Annotated in this window: 13 protein-coding genes; 6 read left to right on the plus strand and 7 right to left on the minus strand. The window is 40.8% G+C overall.

Annotated features, from left to right (window positions below):
* Positions 1–736 (minus strand): TonB-dependent receptor plug domain-containing protein (locus tag QM629_RS17800; RefSeq protein WP_415161247.1); only part of this gene is annotated, 736 nt, incomplete at its 3' end.
* 661 nt (positions 737–1,397) lie between these two features.
* On the opposite strand from QM629_RS17800, the gene QM629_RS17805 reads away from it, so the two are divergent.
* Entirely contained in the window at positions 1,398–4,553 is a 3,156-nt protein-coding gene (locus QM629_RS17805) for a ligand-binding sensor domain-containing protein (RefSeq protein ID WP_415161248.1), read from the plus strand.
* A gap of 47 nt (positions 4,554–4,600) precedes the next feature.
* Positions 4,601–5,377, plus strand: coding sequence for a response regulator (locus QM629_RS17810; protein WP_415161249.1), 777 nt, complete (start codon positions 4,601–4,603; stop codon positions 5,375–5,377).
* A 57-nt stretch (positions 5,378–5,434) separates the two neighbouring features.
* On the opposite strand, the gene QM629_RS17815 is transcribed toward QM629_RS17810, so the two are convergent.
* The 6 genes from QM629_RS17815 to QM629_RS17840 all read right to left on the minus strand — a co-directional run bounded on the left by QM629_RS17815 (position 5,435) and on the right by QM629_RS17840 (position 14,839).
* Positions 5,435–5,812, minus strand: a complete 378-nt coding sequence (locus QM629_RS17815) for a hypothetical protein (protein ID WP_415161250.1) — start codon at positions 5,810–5,812, stop codon at positions 5,435–5,437.
* Between the two features lie 356 nt (positions 5,813–6,168).
* The gene (gene bshA, locus QM629_RS17820) at positions 6,169–7,305 is read right to left on the minus strand and encodes an N-acetyl-alpha-D-glucosaminyl L-malate synthase BshA (RefSeq protein ID WP_415161251.1); all 1,137 of its coding nucleotides are present in this window, start codon (positions 7,303–7,305) and stop codon (positions 6,169–6,171) included.
* Between the two features lie 112 nt (positions 7,306–7,417).
* On the minus strand, positions 7,418–8,170 hold the full coding sequence (locus QM629_RS17825) for a GLPGLI family protein (RefSeq protein WP_415161252.1): 753 nt from the start codon (positions 8,168–8,170) through the stop codon (positions 7,418–7,420).
* 13 nt (positions 8,171–8,183) lie between these two features.
* Positions 8,184–10,967, minus strand: a complete 2,784-nt coding sequence (locus QM629_RS17830; RefSeq protein ID WP_415161253.1) for an outer membrane beta-barrel protein — start codon at positions 10,965–10,967, stop codon at positions 8,184–8,186.
* Between the two features lie 67 nt (positions 10,968–11,034).
* Complete coding sequence (locus tag QM629_RS17835; RefSeq protein WP_415161254.1) at positions 11,035–11,805, minus strand: GLPGLI family protein; 771 nt, start codon at positions 11,803–11,805, stop codon at positions 11,035–11,037.
* Between the two features lie 253 nt (positions 11,806–12,058).
* Positions 12,059–14,839, minus strand: coding sequence for an outer membrane beta-barrel protein (locus tag QM629_RS17840; protein ID WP_415161255.1), 2,781 nt, complete (start codon positions 14,837–14,839; stop codon positions 12,059–12,061).
* A 269-nt stretch (positions 14,840–15,108) separates the two neighbouring features.
* On the opposite strand from QM629_RS17840, the gene QM629_RS17845 reads away from it, so the two are divergent.
* The 4 genes from QM629_RS17845 to QM629_RS17860 all read left to right on the plus strand — a co-directional run bounded on the left by QM629_RS17845 (position 15,109) and on the right by QM629_RS17860 (position 19,747).
* A complete protein-coding gene (locus QM629_RS17845) occupies positions 15,109–15,681 on the plus strand; it encodes a hypothetical protein (protein WP_415161256.1) in 573 nt (190 codons plus the stop codon).
* A gap of 33 nt (positions 15,682–15,714) precedes the next feature.
* The gene (glgB, locus tag QM629_RS17850; RefSeq protein ID WP_415161257.1) at positions 15,715–17,679 is read left to right on the plus strand and encodes a 1,4-alpha-glucan branching protein GlgB; all 1,965 of its coding nucleotides are present in this window, start codon (positions 15,715–15,717) and stop codon (positions 17,677–17,679) included.
* Positions 17,680–17,740: 61 nt separating this feature from the next.
* Positions 17,741–18,325: a transposase gene (locus QM629_RS17855; RefSeq protein ID WP_415161258.1), complete on the plus strand. Its 585-nt coding sequence runs from the start codon at positions 17,741–17,743 to the stop codon at positions 18,323–18,325.
* Positions 18,326–18,391: 66 nt separating this feature from the next.
* Entirely contained in the window at positions 18,392–19,747 is a 1,356-nt protein-coding gene (locus QM629_RS17860; protein ID WP_415161259.1) for a glucoamylase family protein, read from the plus strand.
* Positions 19,748–19,911 lie beyond the last annotated feature (164 nt).

The following is a 19,911-nucleotide window of genomic DNA, read 5'->3' on the forward strand; positions in this document are numbered from 1 at the left end:
ACCCTGAATAAGCATCTACATTAATATTATTTTTACCGGCCGATCCTCTTTTGGTTGTTACCACCACCACGCCATTGCCGCCCCGTACACCGTAAATAGCGGCAGAGGCATCTTTTAATATGGTAATGCTTTCAATATCATTGGGTGCCAGGTTATTAAACTGGCCTGCGTCCTGCTGTATGCCATCAATTACATATAATGGGGCGCCCATATTGCGTATCTGAATATTAGCCGAAGCGCCGGGACGGCCTTCTGCCTGCCGGAATGTTACCCCCGGCAATTTACCGGCCAGCGTGGTGCTGGCTGTTGCACCCCCGTGAACGCGGCCTATATCACTTGCCGTAACAGTGGAAATGGCTGCTGTGGTAGAGCCTTTTTTCTGTGTGCCGTAACCCACTACAACCACATCGCCAAGGCCTGAAACATCGGGGTATAATACAAGGTTTACAGTTGACCGGCCATTTATGGGCTGCGTTACTGATTTCATTCCGACAAAAGAAAATGCAAGGCTTTGATCTTCTGCCGTAACAGCGATTGAATATTCCCCGTTTTCATTTGTGGAAGCAAATTTTTTTGATTTGTCTGAAGAAACGGTAACGCCGGCTAACGGTTTTGATGCCGTATCTGTAACACGGCCTGTTACGGTTGTGGTTTGAGCAACGGCCTGTACATGAAGGAACGCAAAAAAAGCGGCAAAGAGTAAAGTTGCCAGCGTTCCGGCATGCCTTCTTTGCAAGGTGTGTAAGCAGCAAGATGATTGACAAGGCAATCGTAAAGGTTTTTTCATAATAATTACCATTTGTGTGTGAGCATTTTAATTTATGGTGTTTACATCAGCTATAGCGTTCTGCTGCATCAGCAGTATATGCTAACAGGGCATTGTATTATCATAAAACACTATAGCAATTATTTTATACAACACCTGCCCAAGGCAACATTTTTTATGTTCCCTGCAATGCTATCCATCTGAACCGTTCCGTATTATTTACCTGGCTTTATCCGCAAGCAATTCTTCATACAGCTATTGATTATATCGGTATTCAGCTTCAAGATGTAAAAGAAAATATATTTTACAATGTATGCTTTTCAATTTGTATCAATCTTTCTTCAAAAAATCTCAATTTGTTTTTCATGATTGAGATGTTATGATAATTTAGCTGCTTTGCAATGTTATCATGTTAACGTGATCCCGATATTTAACCCAGGCTTTTTAAGCCTGGGATAGTGACAGGCAAATTGTATTGGCTTTAGCCAAAGCTTATGTTTTTCATGGAAAACTTTGGCTAAAGCCATCAATCCATATCCATTTTGTACCCAACGCTAAAGCATTGGGTTAATAAATTCTTATATCGGATCACCTTATTTTAATAAACTGCTGCTATAAATTGATTGTTGCTTTGATAAGAATCGTTGCCATATTAATTGCTTTATTTTTTACACACGCAGGTGTTTATTGCCAGTCGTACCAGTTTAAACATTACCAGGTGGAGAATGGCCTTTCCAACAATACCGTACAGTGCAGCGTGCAGGATGATCGTGGCTTTATGTGGTTTGGAACAAAAGACGGGCTGAACAGGTTTGACGGGTATAACTTTAAAACCTTCCGGCACGATGCGGGGGACAGCACTTCTTTAGACAATAATTTTATACGGGGCTTATATAAAGGCCCAAACGGAAAAATATACATTGGCAGCTCGGCCGGCATATCGGTGTATAATGAAGGGCAGGAGAATTTTACAGAGCTGGTTAAAACAAGAAATACCATCCGTGAAATGGTTGAAGATACGTTGGGCAATCTCTGGTACAGCGACGGGCTTGAACTGAAATGCTATATAAAAAAAACAAAACAGGTGCATGTTTATAAGAATGATGAATATGGTGAAGTAAATACCGTATGCCGTTCAGCCGATGGCACAATATGGGCAGGCACAACCAATGGTTATTTGAAAAAATATAACGCCGCCACGAATCATTTTATTTATTATGATGTGTTTGCCCACTCCGCTCCCACCACATTAAGGTGGATAGAAAAAATATATGCAGACGATAATGGAAATATTCTTATCGGCACCACCAATCACGGCTTAAAAATTTTTAATATAAAAGATTCAAGCTGCAAAGGCATCTTTGATTACAATACAGACAAAACAGCCATTTTTGTAAGGGATATTATTCAAAGCGCAGCCGATGAATACTGGATTGCCACAGAATCAGGGCTTTTTATTTATAACAGCCAAACAGGCAATATATCCAATCTTCAAAAACATTATAACAACCCATATTCGCTTTCAGACAATGCCATTTATACAGTGCATAAAGACAAGGAAGGCGGCGTATGGGCAGGCACTTATTTTGGCGGTATTAATTATTATCCCAAACAATATTATTCATTCGAAAAATACTTCCCCGATTACAGCCCGCATGCTATAAGCGGCAACGCAGTAAGAGAAATTTGTGAAGATAAATATGGCTATTTGTGGATAGGCACTGAAGACGGCGGGTTAAATAAATTCAATAAACAAACCGGCGGGTTTAAAAAGTTTACGCCAACAGGCAAACCGTCAGACATTGCTTACTTTAATATTCACGGCCTTTTATGCGATGGCGATACATTATGGATAGGCAGTTTTGAGCACGGCCTTGATATAATGGATATAAAAACAGAAAAAATTATAAAGCATTATTCGGCAGGCGCCGAAGCTGCGCAACTGAAAAGCAATTTTATTTTAAGCATCTGCAAAACAAAGAATGGCATTATTTACGTGGCCACAAGCAGGGGATTATACAGGTATAATGCGGCGGAAGATAATTTTACTTTTATAGATGAAATACCTGATTACGTTTTTGCACATTCCATAACCGAAGATCACAATGGCAATTTATGGATACCAAGTTTTGGCAATGGCGTGTACAAATATGATCCTGCAACGGGTAAGAGCGTCAATTTCAGGTACAACCCAAAAGATAAAGGAAGCATTGGCAGCAATACCGTTACTACCGTATTTGAAGACGATAAGCAGCGTATATGGATTGGCACAGAAGGCGGCGGCTTATGCTTATTGAATAAAGATGGAAAAACATTTACAGCCTATTCAACCGGGCAGGGCTTTCCAAGCAATACCGTGTTTAAAATACTGGAAGATAAAAAAAAGAATTTATGGGTAACCACCACAAGAGGCCTGGTTTGCTTTAATCCTGACAAAAACCTGATGAGGATTTATACAAAGGCAAATGGTTTATTAAACGACCAGTTTAATTATAACTCCGGCTATAAAGACTCAACAGGCAAAATGTATTTTGGCAGCGTAAAAGGCCTTATAGCTTTTAACCCCGATAGTTTTATAAACAATAATTATGTTCCGCCGGTTTATATTACGGGCTTCCAGGTAAACAATGCAGAATTAGTGGCGGGCCAAAAGCATTCACCATTGCAGCAATCCGTATCGCTCACAAATAAAATTAAGCTGCCCTATAATCAATCTTCCTTCAGCATTGATTTTGCAGCGCTTTCTTTTACAGCGCCTGAAACCATTGAATACGCTTATAAAATGGAAGGGCTTGATGAAGACTGGACATACATTAAAGCCAACCGCAAAGTTTATTTCACTAACCTTGCCCCCGGCAATTATATGTTCAAAGTAAAAGCAGCAACCAATAGCGGTAAATGGGCCAATAACACAAAAGAAATAGAAGTGGAGATATTACCGCCATTTTGGGCAACAACATGGGCTTATGTAATTTATACCCTGTTAACAGCAGCCATCGTTTACTGGCTTATGCGCATGTACCATAACAGGCAGGCAGAAAAAAACAACAGAAAAATGGAGCTGATGGCGCATGAAAAAGAAAAAGAACTATACCAGGCAAAAATTGAATTCTTTACCAATGTGGCGCATGAAATACGCACACCGCTTACTTTAATAAAAGCGCCCATGGAAAAATTGATGAAGCATGCAACAGATATGCGCAATGCAGATGTCTATTTAAAAACGATGGAAAAAAATACGAACAGGCTTGTTGATCTAACGAATGAATTGCTCGATTTCAGGAAAACAGAAACCAAAGGCTTCAGTTTAAATTTTACCAAGATCAATATAACCACATTGCTTGAAGATATGTACACAAATTTTCAAACCATTGCAGAACAAAGAAATATTGAATACAGCCTTGATTTGCCTAAGCAGCCGGTTTATGCTTATGCTGATGAAGAAGCATTGAATAAGATTTTGAGCAACTTATTGAACAATGCTATAAAATATGCTTTGAAAAAGGTAAGGCTGCGTTTATTGCCGGATGCTGAACATGCGGCGAATATTGTAATAGAAATTGAGAACGATGGTTATGTTATTCCCGAAGCATTAAAGGAAAAAGTATTTGAACCTTTCTTCAGGGTTGAAAAAACAAAACATCAAACCGGCAGCGGCATAGGGCTGGCGCTATCGCGTTCACTGGCAGCATTGCACAAAGGCAGGCTATACATGAAAGAAGGCGATTTGAAGATGAATGTTTTTGTGCTGGTATTGCCATTAAACCAGCGGGATTTACAGGATTAAAATGAAATGATAAACAAGATTGCGAACCTTCTGAAAATTAAAAATTGATGAACCCGGTTATTTTATTGGTAGATGACCATGAAGACATACTGGACTTTATATCAAACGATCTGAGCGATAAGTACACAGTACTAACTGCAACAGACGGCCGGCAAGCGATGGAGTTATTGAATAATGAAACCGTGCACCTTATAATAAGCGATGTGATGATGCCTGAGATGGACGGCTTTGAATTATGCGAAGCCATTAAAACCAATATTAATTACAGCCATATTCCCGTTATACTGCTTACGGCAAAAAATTCTTTGCAATCGAAAATTGAAGGGCTTGAACATGGCGCCGATGCCTATATTGAAAAACCATTTTCGCCCGAATACCTGCAGGTGCAGATAGCCAACCTGCTCATTAACCGCAATAAAATAAAAGAGCATTTTGCCAATTCGCCACTGGTGCATATAAAAAGCATGGCGCATACAAAAGCTGATGAAGAATTTTTAGAAACATTGAATAATATTATTTATGAAAACATTGAAAACCCTGATTTAGATGTAGAGCAGCTTGCCCGCAAGATGAATATGAGCAGGCCTACTTTTTACCGCAAAATAAAACTGGTATCAGACCTTACGCCTAATGAACTTATCAATCTTGCCCGTTTAAAGAAAGCTGCAGAACTGCTGGCTGAAGGCAATTATAAAATTTATGAAGTGGCCGGGATGGTAGGCTATAATTCACAAACCAATTTTGGCCGCAGTTTTTTAAAGCAGTTTGGCATAACACCAAGGGATTATGTAACCCTGAAGCACGGCAGCAGGAAAGCAGAATAACACCGGCATATTTTTATGTAAGCGCTTACATAAAACCGTCTTGTAAATAAAAGATATTTAAACCAATTGCAGTTTGGCAACTTTCGGGTCAACAATAACGGTATCACGTTCAAAGTCGAGCTTAATGCGCCATTTTTGTAAGGTGGCCGCGCCAATTATGGCTTCTTCACTTAGGTTGGGCACCAGCAGAAATTCATCGCTTAATAAAACATCATCAATATAAAAGTCGAGAATAACCCTTTCTCTAATTTCAATATAATGCCCTTCGCTTGCGGTGGCGACTCTTCTTACCCTGCCAAGGTTTATCGGCGTTTCAATATCTTTTATGAAATCCGGGTTAATACAGGAAAGATTGGCGCCGCTGTCAAACAACGTATATAAAGTCTTTTCCCCTTTTGAGCCAATGTAAAGCAAGGGCAGTTTTATTACTGACATGGTTGTGTTTTTGGTAAAGTTAATTATTATGGTTTGATTGAAAATCCAGGCAAAGCGGCACTCCGGTCGGTGAGACACCGACCGGTAGCGGGTTCTACAGATGGGTGTCATCACCCACCTGCGAAAATTATATATACACCTATTTTAATGATTTCATTTTCAATGTGGTGTATACTGCTTTTGTTGCGCCGCGGAGCAGGATGAATTTGAAATACACCCAAGCCATTGCTCCCAACCCCTAAAGGTAAGAGGCATCCTGCCGATGTGCTGTTATCCCTCTTTAGGGGACAAGGGGCAAAGTAAAATTTGAAATGCAGCCATTAAAATTGTTATCCCGAACTCACATTCAGATACATTTATGCTTCGCAGACCATCGTACAGAAGCGGCTGTATAATTTCTCGTATTGGGGAACAATATTGTGCAGGTCAAACTTCATGGCCTGGATTTTTGCATTCTTTTTAAACTGCTGCAGCAAAGCATCATCATTCAGCAACTGTATGGCAGCTTCACTCATGGTTTGCACATCGCCAACATCTGCAAGAAAACCCGTTATGCCCTGTATGTTTATTTCAGGCAATCCGCCTGCATTTGAACTGATAACCGGAACACCTGCCGCCATGGCTTCCATGGCAGCCAAACCAAAACTCTCGTATTCACTGGGCAGTAAAAACAGATCAGACACCAGTAAAATTTCCTCAATCTGCTCCTGCTTGCCAAGAAAACGAACATCATCTTCCACCTCCAGCTTGCGCACAAGGTCTTCAACGCTGCGGCGCTCGGGCCCATCGCCTACCAGCAATAATTTCGAAGGCAAATTTTTATGCACGCCGGCAAAAATATGTATCACATCCTTCACCCGTTTTACCTTGCGAAAATTGGATGCATGGATCAATATTTTTTCGCCGTTCGGTGCAATCACTTTTCTAAAAGCATCAATCGGTTTTTTATTGTAACGCGAATTATCAACAAAGTTTTCAATAACCTGTATATCTTTTTCAATAACAAAAGAGCGATAGGTTTCTTCTTTTAAATTCTGTGATACAGCAGTTATGGCATCGCTTTCATTAATAGAAAAAGTTACCACCGGCTCGTAAGTTTTATCGCGGCCAACCAGCGTTATATCAGTGCCATGCAATGTTGTTATTATAGGAATGCCTCTGCCCTTCTTCAATAAAATCTGTTTGGCCATATATGCGGCAGAAGCATGCGGAATGGCATAATGCACATGCAGCAGGTGCAGCTCATGTTTAAGAATAACATCCACCATAGTGCTTGCCAATGCAATTTCATAAGGCGGGTAATCAAACAAAGGATAGGAAGGCACGCTTACTTCGTGGTAAAAAATATTGGCGCTGAAAGCATCGAGGCGCACAGGCTGCTGATAAGTAATGAAATGTACATGATGCCCTTTATCTGCCAATGCCTTGCCCAGTTCTGTAGCTAAAACCCCGCTGCCGCCGTAAGTGGGATAACAAACTATGCCTATACGCATGCAATCTTTTTTGGCAAAGTAACAGTGTATTCTTTATAACTGCACAAACCAATGATGAAAGTTGTATTAATACAGCATAAAATGTGTTTTTCGCGCCGGGATATTATGTGCTTCAAATCATAATCTGCCGCTGGTAGGGCTTGCCCCATCTTCCCCAATCTTTCATTAAATCCTGCAGGGTTGCAAGCAACGCTTTGGCATTTGTTTTCCTGCCTTTTGCAGGAGGCTGCAATTCCGTATCAGAAATTTTATCCGTATAAACTTTTGTAGCAAACCATGTAATATGTTCATGCGGCAGCGCAAGACCAAGTATCATGCCCGGCAAACCATTAAAAGATTCGGGCCCGCCGGTTGTGGTAATTTCATCTGTGTAATAAGCAACCACATAAATAGAATCCATAATAATTGCATTGGCGCGCCTGCATTGAAAGCCTGCTATATTGCGCATTTCATCCGTTATCTTCCATTTTATTTTTCTTGTGCTGTCGTTTAAAATAAAAGTTTGTTCATACACATGCTTTTGCGAAACGCTTAAAGAATCCTGAAGGTTGGTATAAACCACATTATCTTCTGCCGGAAGCTGGCGTAATTTATTGTTCTCAGGATTATCCCGACCCGGCTTATATAAAGTTTTGCTTCCATTAAATTCAAGGTCGAAATAGGTTGTTTTAAACCTTGGCGTTAATTTCTTTTCAAGCGCTGCCCACGATTCATCTTCCTCTTCAAGCTGTTCGTCAATAATTGCATATAAACTGATTTTCTTTTCAAACTCTATTCTTCCCTGTGAAAGAAAAACAGCATTCTGGGCCTGCATGTTTATCATACACAGGAAACAGCACATAAGCATACACATCAAATATTTCATAACCGATTTTGTTTTAATTATTCTCCGAAGTTTTAGATCCGGTTTTATTAATATTCCAGGTAACTGATAAAAGGAAAAATCTTTTTATAACGTTGTATGTATTTTCTGAAATAAAGTTGCTGTTTACGGTTCGGTTAAATCCCATATTTTGATCAAGCAGGTCGTGCCCGGTTATTTTTACCAGCAAGGCATCCTTTTTTGTAAATGTTCTTCCAATCCAGGCATTCCATAATATTACATTTACATTATTAGCAAACACAGAAGTTCTTTGCTTCAGGTTAAAATCGCAATCTGTTTGAACCTGGTACTTCTTTGCAAAGTAAATATGGAGGGAAGGATCTGCATCAAAAGACCAATAATGTGTTTTTACGCTTTCCTGGATGGAAGATACGCTTGTTGTGTAAGTAGCTGACGGATTAAAGCTGATATCGTACTTCTTTTCTTTACTTTTATAAAATCCAATACCGAAAGTATAATCATTGCTTTGCGTTGCATTAAATGCATTATTTACAATATTTGTGTAGCGGCCAAAGTTCAGATCAGAAAAGCTGTTCATATTCATATCAAGCTTTTTCAGCTTAAACCCATAACTAAGATGCACGCCATAAGACCTGTTGCCATTAAGATTTACATATTGATTGATGGTTCTTCCAAATGAATCAACATACGATTTGTTAGATATATTGTTTAAAACAAACCCGGAGTTTAATCCTACATAGATGTATTGATTGGTAAGCACCTTATAATCAGAAAAACTTAGGCGCATGTTATTGCGGAAAGCCGGTTTTAAAGAAGGGTTTCCAATCGTAATATTTAAAGGGTCTGTATTGGTTAAAACCGGCTGTATCTGGTTTATCTCCGGCTGGTCGGTATATCCATTATACCAGAACGAAAGCCTGCGACGCGGTGTAAACTGGTAAGATAAATTTGCTTTCGGATACCAGTTTGCAAACTTTCTTATAAGCACGGAATCATTAAATTTATTTGTTTGATGAAAAGCAGAATAGCCAATATCTGTTCCAATGTTTAATTTAAATTTCTTTTGAAACAAACTATAGTTAACGCCGCCACTGTTTGTAAGAATATTAAAAAGGTAATGATTGCTGTATAAACTGTCGAGATCAGAATATTTATTATCATTTCCCTTATTAAAAGAATTAACCAGCGATTCGCTGTGGCTTACAATGAAACCATAGCTAAAAATAATTGAAGACACCTTATTTAATGGTTCGGTATAGGTTAGCTTTGAATTAAGGGAAATGCCTTTGGCATCATTCGTTTTATATTGATCCGTAAGCGTATCGCTGATTAATGCGCCTTTTAAATAATAATTATTTTTTGAAAACAAATTACCTTCGGAGGAGTTGTTTATATATTCTTCCCTCAAATTAAAAGAAAGCGTTCTTCCTTTCTTTTTAAACTTTTTCTTCCACAATAAATTACTGTTAAAGCTCCTGTTATCGCCTGTGGTTGAGGTAGCGCGGTGTGCATTGTTTACCAGCGAACTGTCACTGGCTCTTGCTTCAGATGAATCCAGCAGGTTAGTTATTTTATGATCAACGCCGCCGTCAACAGATAGTTTTACAGATGAGGAAGAGTCAAACTGATATTCATAACTGCCATTAATACGGTTGCGCAAAATTTGATTGGAAGATATTTGTTTATCGTTATTAAAGTAAGTTGTGTCAGAAAGTATGGTTTGAGAGCGCGTGCCACTTTCACCATCTACATGCAAATTCAAAATCTTATAGTTGGCGTTTAATGACTGTTTATCGTCGTCCCATTTGTTACTATAATGCAATCCCCCGGACTGAACAAGCGGCATGCCCTGGCCATTGTATCTGCCATCCCATGAATCTAACTCATCATAACCAAAGTTTATATAAATGCCCCCGCCTTCATCCACATCAGCATTAGCTAAAGGGTTATCGCCATAAGTGCTCTGATCCTGCCAGTTCAGCCCCGATGTGCCCGTGTTTGAAACAATACCATATACGGCAAATTTTTGTTTGCCTTTAAAGCTATTAAACATCAACTGATTGTCATGATAACCGTTGGTTCCCGCTCCTAAATTAGCTTTTCCAAAATAGCCGTTCTTTTTATTGTCTTTAAGTTTCAGGTTAATTGTTTTTTCTTTCTGGCCGTCATCAATGCCTGTAAAAGCCGCCTGATCGCTCTGCTTATCATATACCTGCACTTTATCCACCATATCAGCACGCAGGTTTTGCGTTACCAATGTGGGATCATCACCAAAAAATTCTTCGCCATCCACCAATACTTTTTGCACCTTCTCTCCCTGTGCTGTTATATTGCCATTTTTATCAACCTGTATTCCCGGCAGTTTTTTTAAAAGGTCTTCAACAGTAGCATTCGGCTGCACTTTAAAACTATCAGCCGCAAACTCGGTTGTATCGCCTTTTATTTTAATAGAACCGGCAACGCTGTTTACAATCACATCTTTTAAAAGATTTGCCTTAAGCGTGAGAACGATTTTTGCCAGGTTAATTTGCGAAGTATCGGTAAAAGACAGCTCATCCACAAAATCAGCATAGTTAGGATATGTTATTAATAAAACATACTTACCTGAATCAAGGTTTTCAAAAATAAAGTTTCCCTTACCATCGCTCCTGGTAAACTTATACAGAATGGAATCCTTTGCGTGGAGTAAAGTTATTGTGGAATTGTAAAGGTTTTGCCGGCTTGCCGTATCGGTTATAACACCCTTCAGGGTTGCTTTTTGCGCCGAAGCATACATACTAACCAATAAGAAAAATAAGAGGATAGAATTTTTTTTCATACGCCCAACTTAACCGATGAATATTATGCTGCAAACAATTGAAATTATGATTAAAAAAACCACGTTACTACAAAAACACCTGCCATTGCGCATGCTGCCCTTCTTTGCCCCAGTTTTTCATGGTTGATTTTAATTTATCAACAACCTCATTATTGCTGGCCTTTTTACCTTTTGCAGGCGGCACAAGCTGTGCAGCCACTGGCGGCGTAAGTTCCACTTTGGTGGCATACCAGGTGGCATGCAGGCGTGGAATGGCCAAACCCAGTATCATGCCGGGCAATTCATTAAAAGATTCAGGGCCGCCCGGCGTAATGATCTGGTCGGTATAAAACGCCACAACAAACACAGAGTCCATAATTATGGTAGTGGCTTTGCGGCATTTAAATCCTGCAATTTCCCTTGTGTCATTGGTCATTTTCCATGTGGCCTTGCGCAGGCTGTCCTGTATTAAAAAAGTGGCTTCATAAACACTTTTCCGGGCAATGCTTTTACCGGCATTTAAATCGCAGTACACTATATTATCCGTGGCAGGGCCTTTAAACCAATCAGGTATTTTTTGCGCAGCCTGTACTTCCCGGCCCGGCTTGTATAATGTTTTATCGCCATCAAAATATAAATTGAAATAGGTAACATTAAACTCGGGCAGTTGTTTCTTCATTTGCGCATACCAGTCAAACCCGCCGCCCGCATCATCGCTTTCCCGCATGTCATCAAGGTTTTTATGCACATTCACCCTTTTCTCAAATTCAATCTGGCCGGCGGATATAAAAACATCCTGCGCCGGCAGTGAATAATGAACAGCAAATACCAATACATACAGAATAAATATCTTTTTCATTCGTACAAGTTTGTTTTTTCAATGGTCTCATGGAACCTCGCTATGCACATTCCCCTGTGTGAGAAAAAATTATCATGCTCGGTTTCATTCGTACAAGTTTGTTTTTTCAATGGTCTCATGCCTGTCCCGAACCAGCTTCGGGAGAACCTCGCTATGTACCTGCCTCTCCGGCAGGCAGGCATTCCTCTCCCGAAGCTGGTTCGGGACAGGCTGTGTGTGAACATTTTGCATGGACGTTTCATATAATTTTTTATTATGGTTGAGGAGAAGGCATGCCTGATGCGGTTTTGGAGAAATTCCAAACAAAGCTCAGGAGGAAATAACGCTGAATGGTTTGATAATTTCTTTCAGTTAACACATTGGTGCTTATTGTTCTGCTATAACCTTTATTCTGGTTCAATAAATCATACACATAAAACTTCAAGAAGCCTTTATCTTTTTTCAAAAGCTTTCTTGCCAGGTAAGCGCTCCAAACCACAACATTATTATTGGTAGTGAATATGGCTGTTTTCTCACGCAGGTCTGCATCCACATTATTGTTCAGCTCAAATTTTTTAAGGAAATATACGGTAAAATCAAGGTTGTGGGATTGTGTCCAGTACTTCGTTTTAAGCGATTCATTTATGGTTGATGTGGAAATATTATAGTTGAAACCACCCCGGTAATTAATAGTAAACTTTTTGTCTTTTTGCTTATTAAAGCCCCAATCTAATCCCGGCGCATAATTATCGGTTTTATTTTTTACGCCATTTACAAAATTATTGTATCGGCTGGCGCTGTAACCAAAACCAAGGTTCGCGCCAAAATCAGCTTTTGAAAACTTTTTATAATAACCGCCGCCCGCATAGGTATTATAATTGCCATTGGAGTTAACATAAGAATAAGTGGTTATGCCTTCTTTAGAAGTGGCCTGATTGGTTACAATGGCATTGTTGGTTACAGAGGCGCTGCCGTATATATAAATGCTACGGCTGGTAAGCACTTTATAATTGTTGAAATTAAGATTTACCCTGTGCACAAACTGTTGCTTAAGAAAGGGGTTGCCGGTTCTTATAATGAGCGGGTTTGTATTGTCTGCCACAGGTGATATTTGCGTAATGGAGGGCTGTTGCGAGCTTCCGTTGTAGGACAGGTTGAGCCTTGTTGTTTGATTAAACTTATAAGTAAAATTAGCTTTCGGGAAGAAGTTTTTGTAATTACGGTCGAGCAGCGAATCCTTCAGCAGGTCTTTCTGATTGAAATTGGTAAAAGCAACATCGGTGCCTGCCCCCATCGTTACTTTCCTGCCATTATATTTAAGCGCCAGGCCGCCTGTGTTTGTGGTTACATCAAAATCATAACGGGTGCTGTATAAGGTATCAAGCGCCAAATACTTTCCCACGTCATTTTTATTATATGATAACTGTTCCGTATTGCTGGTGCTTAGCCGGAATGCATAACTTATTTCAGCAAACCAATCTTTTGCAATGGGCTCGGTGTAAGTGATCTTTGAATTGAATATATTGGTACCGGAGTTATTCTTTTTTGCCTGATCCGTTGTATCCTGGTTAAGAAATACGCCTTTATTGTAAAACGAATTGAGTGAATACAGGAAGCCATCCGTATTCGAGCCGTTATAGATATCATTGATGTTCAACGATAATGTTCTGCCTGTCTTTTTAAATTTCTTGCGCAATAAAAGGTTGGCATTCAGGTTGGCGTTATTGCCCTCCTGGCTTGTGCGGCGCCAGCTTTCGTTTACCAGCGCTTTGTCTTCATCCAGCGACTGGTTATCATAATTGCTGAAAGTGTTTTGGCCGCCAAGGTATCCTTTTACCGTAAGCTTCATGGAAAAGCTGCTGTCGAACTGCTGTTCATAAATGCCGCTTAAAGAATGCCGCCACCTGTTGTTAAAGCTGTTTGATGTTTCCGTATTATAAAACAGGCTGTCCGGCAAAAGTGACTGGGATAAGGAATTGCCTGTGCCCGCAGTGGTTAGTTTATTAAAACGATAGCTGCCGTTAAGGCTTTGTTTATCATCATTGTATTTATTGCCAAAATTCAAGCCTGCCGCCCATGCTTTTGGAACGCCGGAACCATAATAGGTGCCGCCGGAAAATTCATCACCGTCGCCCATAAACACAAACCCGCCAAAGTCATCGTTATATTCCACACTTCCGCCCGACTCGCCATAGCTGCTGCTCTCATCCCAGTTTAATCCCTTTTTGCCGGTGCTGCTCATTATACCGTAGGCGGATAATTTTTTCTTGCCTTCAAAACGGTTTACCATAGCCGAATTGCTCCACCGGTCATCACTGCCGGCGCCCACATCTATCTTACCGAAATACCCGTTCTTTTTATCTTCTTTTAATTTAAGGTTGATGGTCTTGGTTTTACTGCCATCATCAATTCCGGTAAATTCGGCCTGGTCGCTTTTCTTGTCAAATACCTGCACGCTTTTTACGGCATCTGCCTGCAGGTTCTGCGTGGCAACAGTAGGATCATCGCTGAAAAACTCTTCTCCATCTACCAGTATTTTCTCTACTTTCTCCCCCTGCGATGTAATATTGCCATCCTTATCCACCTGCATGCCCGGTAATATTTTTAAAAGGTCTTCCACGCTTGCCCCTTCCCGCACATGAAAACTATCGGCAGCATATTCCAGCGTATCGCCCTTCATGCGCATGGCTGCGATCTTCGTGCGCACTTCCACATCTGCCAAAAGATTGGCTTCGGTTGTCAGCATTACATTACCAATATTTTTTTTCTCGCCGGGCGTAAAAGACAGCGCATCAAAATAATCGGCGTAGCGGTTGCGGGTAATCATCAGTATATATTTCCCGGTATCAAGATTATCTATCTCAAACGACCCGCCTTCTTTACTGCGTGTAAACCGGCAGAGGGTAGAGTCTTTTGCCTTTAATAAGGCAATGGCTGTATTAACGAGCCTGATGTTATCGGATGTGTCAATGGTAACACCTTTTAAACTTGCTTTTTGAGCGGAGACATAAAAACCAAACAATAAAAAAAATATGAGGATAGAATTTTTTTTCATAAGCGACAAGGGGTTTCACTTTCAAAATTGTAAGCAATTGCTCCAAATAAAATGTTAATCATTAATAAACCTGTATCAAAGGTTTACAACACATTTGGGCGGCATTGCCCTGCGTTTCAGTTATTTTTAAACCGGTTCATAATAATTTTATCCTGAAAGTTTGCCAACTGTGTAAATAATGTAATTTACCCGCATTAAATTTTAATTAAACAAGGCGATTGAACATGATGCTTTTATCAAACATTTTCCATAAACCCCTGCACATAAAAATGAAAAAAATTTTTTTCTGCCTGCTTGTATTTGTTTTTTCTGTTTTTCAAAGCATGGCCCAGTCAAAAAAATTTGATACAACGGTAAAGATGGGCGACCAGGGTTTTCGCGTGGACTGCAATAATAAAAACCCGGATAAGAATGAAGTTACCGTTTCCCCCATTGGCCTGCAGGTAACCGGCAGCAAACCCGCATTCAGCGTATATGGAAAAGTGCGCAAGGCCTTTACCGATGATATGAATGATGATGGCCGGCCCGATCTTGTTATCTGCATTTACAGCGGCGATAGTGGTGAAATAGGATCGGTGGCAGCCATATCGTATAATGCGGATAAAGCTTTCGACCCGGTTTATTTTCCCGACATTTACCTTGATTCAAAAATCCGGGAAGGTTATAAAGGCCATGATGAATTCTCGGCGCTCACCGGAACATTGATGCGCAGGTTTCCCATCTATTTGCCCGCGGATGCGCCGGGCAGGCCCACCGGGGGCACACGGGTGGTGCAATACAAAATAATGACGGATAACGGCCGGCAGTCGTTTAAAGTTTTAAGAAGTTACGATACCAAATAATCCTATTAATTGCCATTTGAAAAAATACCTGTAATGAAAAACGATAACAATCATGCAATAAAAAAATACGAAGACATACATTTTGTTGACAGCGCAAAACCGGTATGGAATTATTCATTATTCAGCGATGAAGACATTCGAAATTTTCAAAACGGGACGCATTACCGCCTGTATGAATTATTTGGCAATAAGCAGCTTGAAGTATTAAACACCCAGGGAACTTATTTTGCCGTATGGGCCCCAAATGCAACGCAGGTAAGCATTATAGGTAATTTCAACAATTGGGATAACGATGCGCATAAATTATTTGTACGGCTTGATCAAAGCGGGATATGGGAAGGCTTTATCCCCAATTTATGGAGCGGCGAAAGTTATAAATACCATATTCATGGTTATGGCGGAACACATTTAGATAAAGGCGACCCGTTTGCGCACCTGTGGGAAAAACGGCCGCTCACGGCATCAATTACCTGGGGCACTTATTATGAATGGACTGATAAACAATGGATGAAGCACCGCAAAAAAAACAATGCGCTCACTTCACCATTCTCTGTTTATGAAGTGCATCTTGCAAGCTGGATGCGGCCTGATAAATATGATGAGGAAAGCTATAATACATATAGGCAAATTACGGAAAGGCTTGTTCCATACATACAGCAGATGGGTTTCACGCACGTTGAATTCATGCCTGTTATGGAGCATCCTTTTGATGGTAGCTGGGGCTACCAGGGCACCGGTTATTATGCGCCCACCTCCCGCTTTGGCAGCCCGCAGGATTTTGCCGCCATGGTTGATGCATTTCACAATGCAGGCATCGGTGTTATTCTCGATTGGGTGCCTTCGCATTTTCCTTACGATGCGCACGGCCTGTTTATGTTTGACGGAACGCATACGTATGAATATGCCGATATGCGCAAGGGCTACCATCCCGACTGGAACTCTTATGTATTCAATTATAAACGCGGTGAAGTAAAAAGCTTCCTGATCAGCAATGCCCGCTTCTGGTGCGACCGCTTTCATGTGGATGGATTGCGCGTAGATGCCGTGAGCTCTATGCTGCGCCTGGATTACAGCCGCAAGGAAGGCCAGTGGGAACCGAATGAATTTGGCGGCAACGGCAACCTGGAAGCGATCGCTTTTATTAAAGACCTGAATGAAACCCTGTTCCGGGATTTTCCCGATATACAAACCATTGCCGAAGAAGCATCAGACTGGCCGGGCATAAGCCGGCCTACCTTTGAAGGCGGCCTGGGGTTTGGCATGAAATGGATGATGGGCTGGATGCACGATACGCTTGATTACTTCAAGATGGAGCCTTCACTGCGCCATCTCATTCAAAACAAGTTTACATTCAGCATAATGTATTTCTACGATGAGAACTTTATGCTGCCTTTAAGCCATGATGAAGTAGTACATGGCAAAAGCCCGATGATATATAAAATGCCCGGTGATGAATGGCAGAAATTCGCCAACCTTCGTTTACTATATACTTATATGTTCACGCATCCGGGTTCCAAGCTTTTGTTTATGGGCGATGAGTTTGCCGCTACAAAAGAATGGGATTATAAAAGCGAGCTGCAATGGGATTTGCTGGAATTTGCAAGCCATGGCGGCATGAAGTATTGTGTTCAGAAGTTAAACGAATTGTACCGCAACGAACCCGCCTTATATGAAAAACAATTTGTGCCAGGCGGCTTTGAATGGCTCGACCTTACCAAAGGCAGCTATGCCGTAATCGGGTATAAACGTATTGGCAATGATCGTAAAGATGATATGCTTGTTATTTTAAATATGACAACGCAGGTGCGCAACGATTGGGAAATATATGTGCACGATAAGGGTGAATGGGAAGAAATTTTCAACAGCAACAGCAAAGAATTTTGGGGCACCGGTGATGTATTTAACCCTGAAATACGAACAGAATTGGTGGATGAAGGCACCAAGACTTACAAGCTTACCATTAACCTGCCTGCATTAGGTGCAGTGGTGCTGCGGTAACGCGGTCAGACGCTTCAAAAGCGTCAGACCGGTAGCCGCCATTCATAAAATCACCCTTATCATGCACTTCGAAGAAGATCAATTATATCATATCTACAATCAGGGAAACAATAAGCAACAAATTTATTTCTCACATGAGAACTATCTTTATTTCCTTCAGCATTATAGAAAAACAGTAAGCCCTTTTGCTGATACTATTGCTTATTGCCTTATGCCAAATCATTTTCATTTTCTTATTCATACGAATACTAATTCCATTCAAAAATTAAAGATCGGAAGCTTATACCTTACCCAATTATCTGATGGCATAAGAAAATGCCTGAGCAATTATGCAGCAGCCATCAATAAACAACAGCATACAGGCGGTTCGCTATTCAGGCAAAAAACTAAAGCAGATATTGTTACCCAATCTTCCACCGATTACGCAAGAAACATTTTTCACCATATTCATCAAAACCCATTACACGCAAAGCTGGTAACCGATTTAAGAAATTGGGAATATTCATCGTATAAAGATTATATAAGCTTAAGGAATGGAACCTTAGTAAATAAAGCACTCGCAGCAAAATTTATTGATGTTAACTGGAAGTATTTAGAGAAAGACACATTGGAATCTTATGAAAATAAAAATCCGGACTTTTGCTAATGGTCTGACGGCATGAAGCCGTCTGACCACGTTCATCTTTGAGAGCTTTAAAATTATAATTACAATATGAACAAATACACATTGCCTGCAATTATAATTATAACATTAATTGCAGCCTGCAATTCGCAACCTAACCAACAAAACATAAGTGCAGTAAATAACCTATCCGATTCCGCTTTATTCGACACCATTCAGCGCAGGACATTCGAATATTTCTGGACGGGTGCAGAACCCAACAGCGGCATGGCGGCAGAGCGCATTCATATTGATGGCGATTATCCTGAAAACGATCAGAGCACGATTGCCGTTGGCGGCAGCGGCTTTGGAATAATGGCTGTTCTTACAGGCATTGAACGCAATTATATAACAAAGCAACAGGGCTTTGCGCGCCTGCAGAAAATCGTAGCCTTTCTTGAAAAAGCAGACCGTTTTCACGGCGCCTGGCCGCACTGGCTGCTGGATGAAAATGGCCATGTTCGTCCGTTTGGTTTTGATGATAACGGCGGTGATCTGGTTGAAACAAGTTTCTTACTGGAAGGATTGCTTTGTGTGCGCCAGTATTTTAAAGATGGGAATGAAGAAGAGAGGGCTTTGTCTGCTAAAATTGACACGCTCTGGAAACAGGTAGAGTTTAACTGGTATCGCCGCAATAATCAAAATGTGTTGTACTGGCACTGGAGCCCGGATTATGAATGGAAGAAAAATTTTGCCGTGCATGGTTACAATGAATGTTTGATCATGTATGTGCTGGCTGCATCGTCGCCAACATACAGTGTGCCGGCAGCAGTATATCATGAAGGCTGGGTGCAGAATGGCGCCATCAATAAAACAAGCCATTATAAAAATGATACATTGCATTTGTTCATGCAGGGCAATCCGCCGCATGGCGGGCCATTGTTCTGGGCGCATTATTCATGGCTTGGTTTAAACCCGCATGGTTTAAAAGACCAGTATGCTGATTACTGGAAAGAAATGAGCACCATGGCGAAGATCAACTATGAATGGTGCGTTGATAATCCCAAACAATATAAAGGTTATGGCAAAGATAGCTGGGGCTTAACGGCAAGCTATTCTGTAAAAGGTTATGCGGCGCATGCGCCCGATTCCACAAACGACCTCGGTGTTATTTCGCCAACCGCAGCCTTATCATCCTTCCCATATACGCCGGATCAATCAATGGCCGCCATGAAGCATTGGTATAATGATTCAACGCTTCGGAATAAATTGCTTGGCCCTTACGGTTTTTATGATGCTTTCAGTGAAACCGACAACTGGTATCCGCAAAAATACCTTGCTATAGACCAGGGGCCAATTGTAGTAATGATGGAAAATTACAGAAGCGGCTTACTTTGGAAATTATTTATGGGCTGTGATGAAGTGAAGGCCGGCCTTAACAAACTTGGTTTTAAAACCGTTGAATAAACAAATGAAACCGAGCATGATAATTTTTCTCACATAACCTGTCCCGAACCAGTTTCGGGAGAGGAATGCCTGCCTGCCGGAGAGGCAGGTACATAGCGAGGTTCTCCCGAAGCAAGTTCGGGACAGGCATGAGACAACTGAAAAAACAAACTTGTACGAATGAA

Origin of the sequence: Parafilimonas sp. (genome assembly GCF_047606085.1) — a bacterium.
GTDB lineage: Bacteria > Bacteroidota > Bacteroidia > Chitinophagales > Chitinophagaceae > Parafilimonas.

Excerpts from the sequence above, each read along its gene's own strand:
- QM629_RS17810 (WP_415161249.1), top strand. The coding sequence starts at position 4,601 with ATGAACCCGGTTATTTTATTGGTAGATGACCATGAAGACATACTGGAC.
- QM629_RS17815 (WP_415161250.1), bottom strand. The coding sequence starts at position 5,812 with ATGTCAGTAATAAAACTGCCCTTGCTTTACATTGGCTCAAAAGGGGAA.
- bshA (WP_415161251.1), bottom strand. The coding sequence starts at position 7,305 with ATGCGTATAGGCATAGTTTGTTATCCCACTTACGGCGGCAGCGGGGTT.
- QM629_RS17825 (WP_415161252.1), bottom strand. The coding sequence starts at position 8,170 with ATGAAATATTTGATGTGTATGCTTATGTGCTGTTTCCTGTGTATGATA.
- QM629_RS17830 (WP_415161253.1), bottom strand. The coding sequence starts at position 10,967 with ATGAAAAAAAATTCTATCCTCTTATTTTTCTTATTGGTTAGTATGTAT.
- QM629_RS17835 (WP_415161254.1), bottom strand. The coding sequence starts at position 11,805 with ATGAAAAAGATATTTATTCTGTATGTATTGGTATTTGCTGTTCATTAT.
- QM629_RS17840 (WP_415161255.1), bottom strand. The coding sequence starts at position 14,839 with ATGAAAAAAAATTCTATCCTCATATTTTTTTTATTGTTTGGTTTTTAT.
- QM629_RS17845 (WP_415161256.1), top strand. The coding sequence starts at position 15,109 with ATGAAAAAAATTTTTTTCTGCCTGCTTGTATTTGTTTTTTCTGTTTTT.
- glgB (WP_415161257.1), top strand. The coding sequence starts at position 15,715 with ATGAAAAACGATAACAATCATGCAATAAAAAAATACGAAGACATACAT.
- QM629_RS17855 (WP_415161258.1), top strand. The coding sequence starts at position 17,741 with ATGCACTTCGAAGAAGATCAATTATATCATATCTACAATCAGGGAAAC.
- QM629_RS17860 (WP_415161259.1), top strand. The coding sequence starts at position 18,392 with ATGAACAAATACACATTGCCTGCAATTATAATTATAACATTAATTGCA.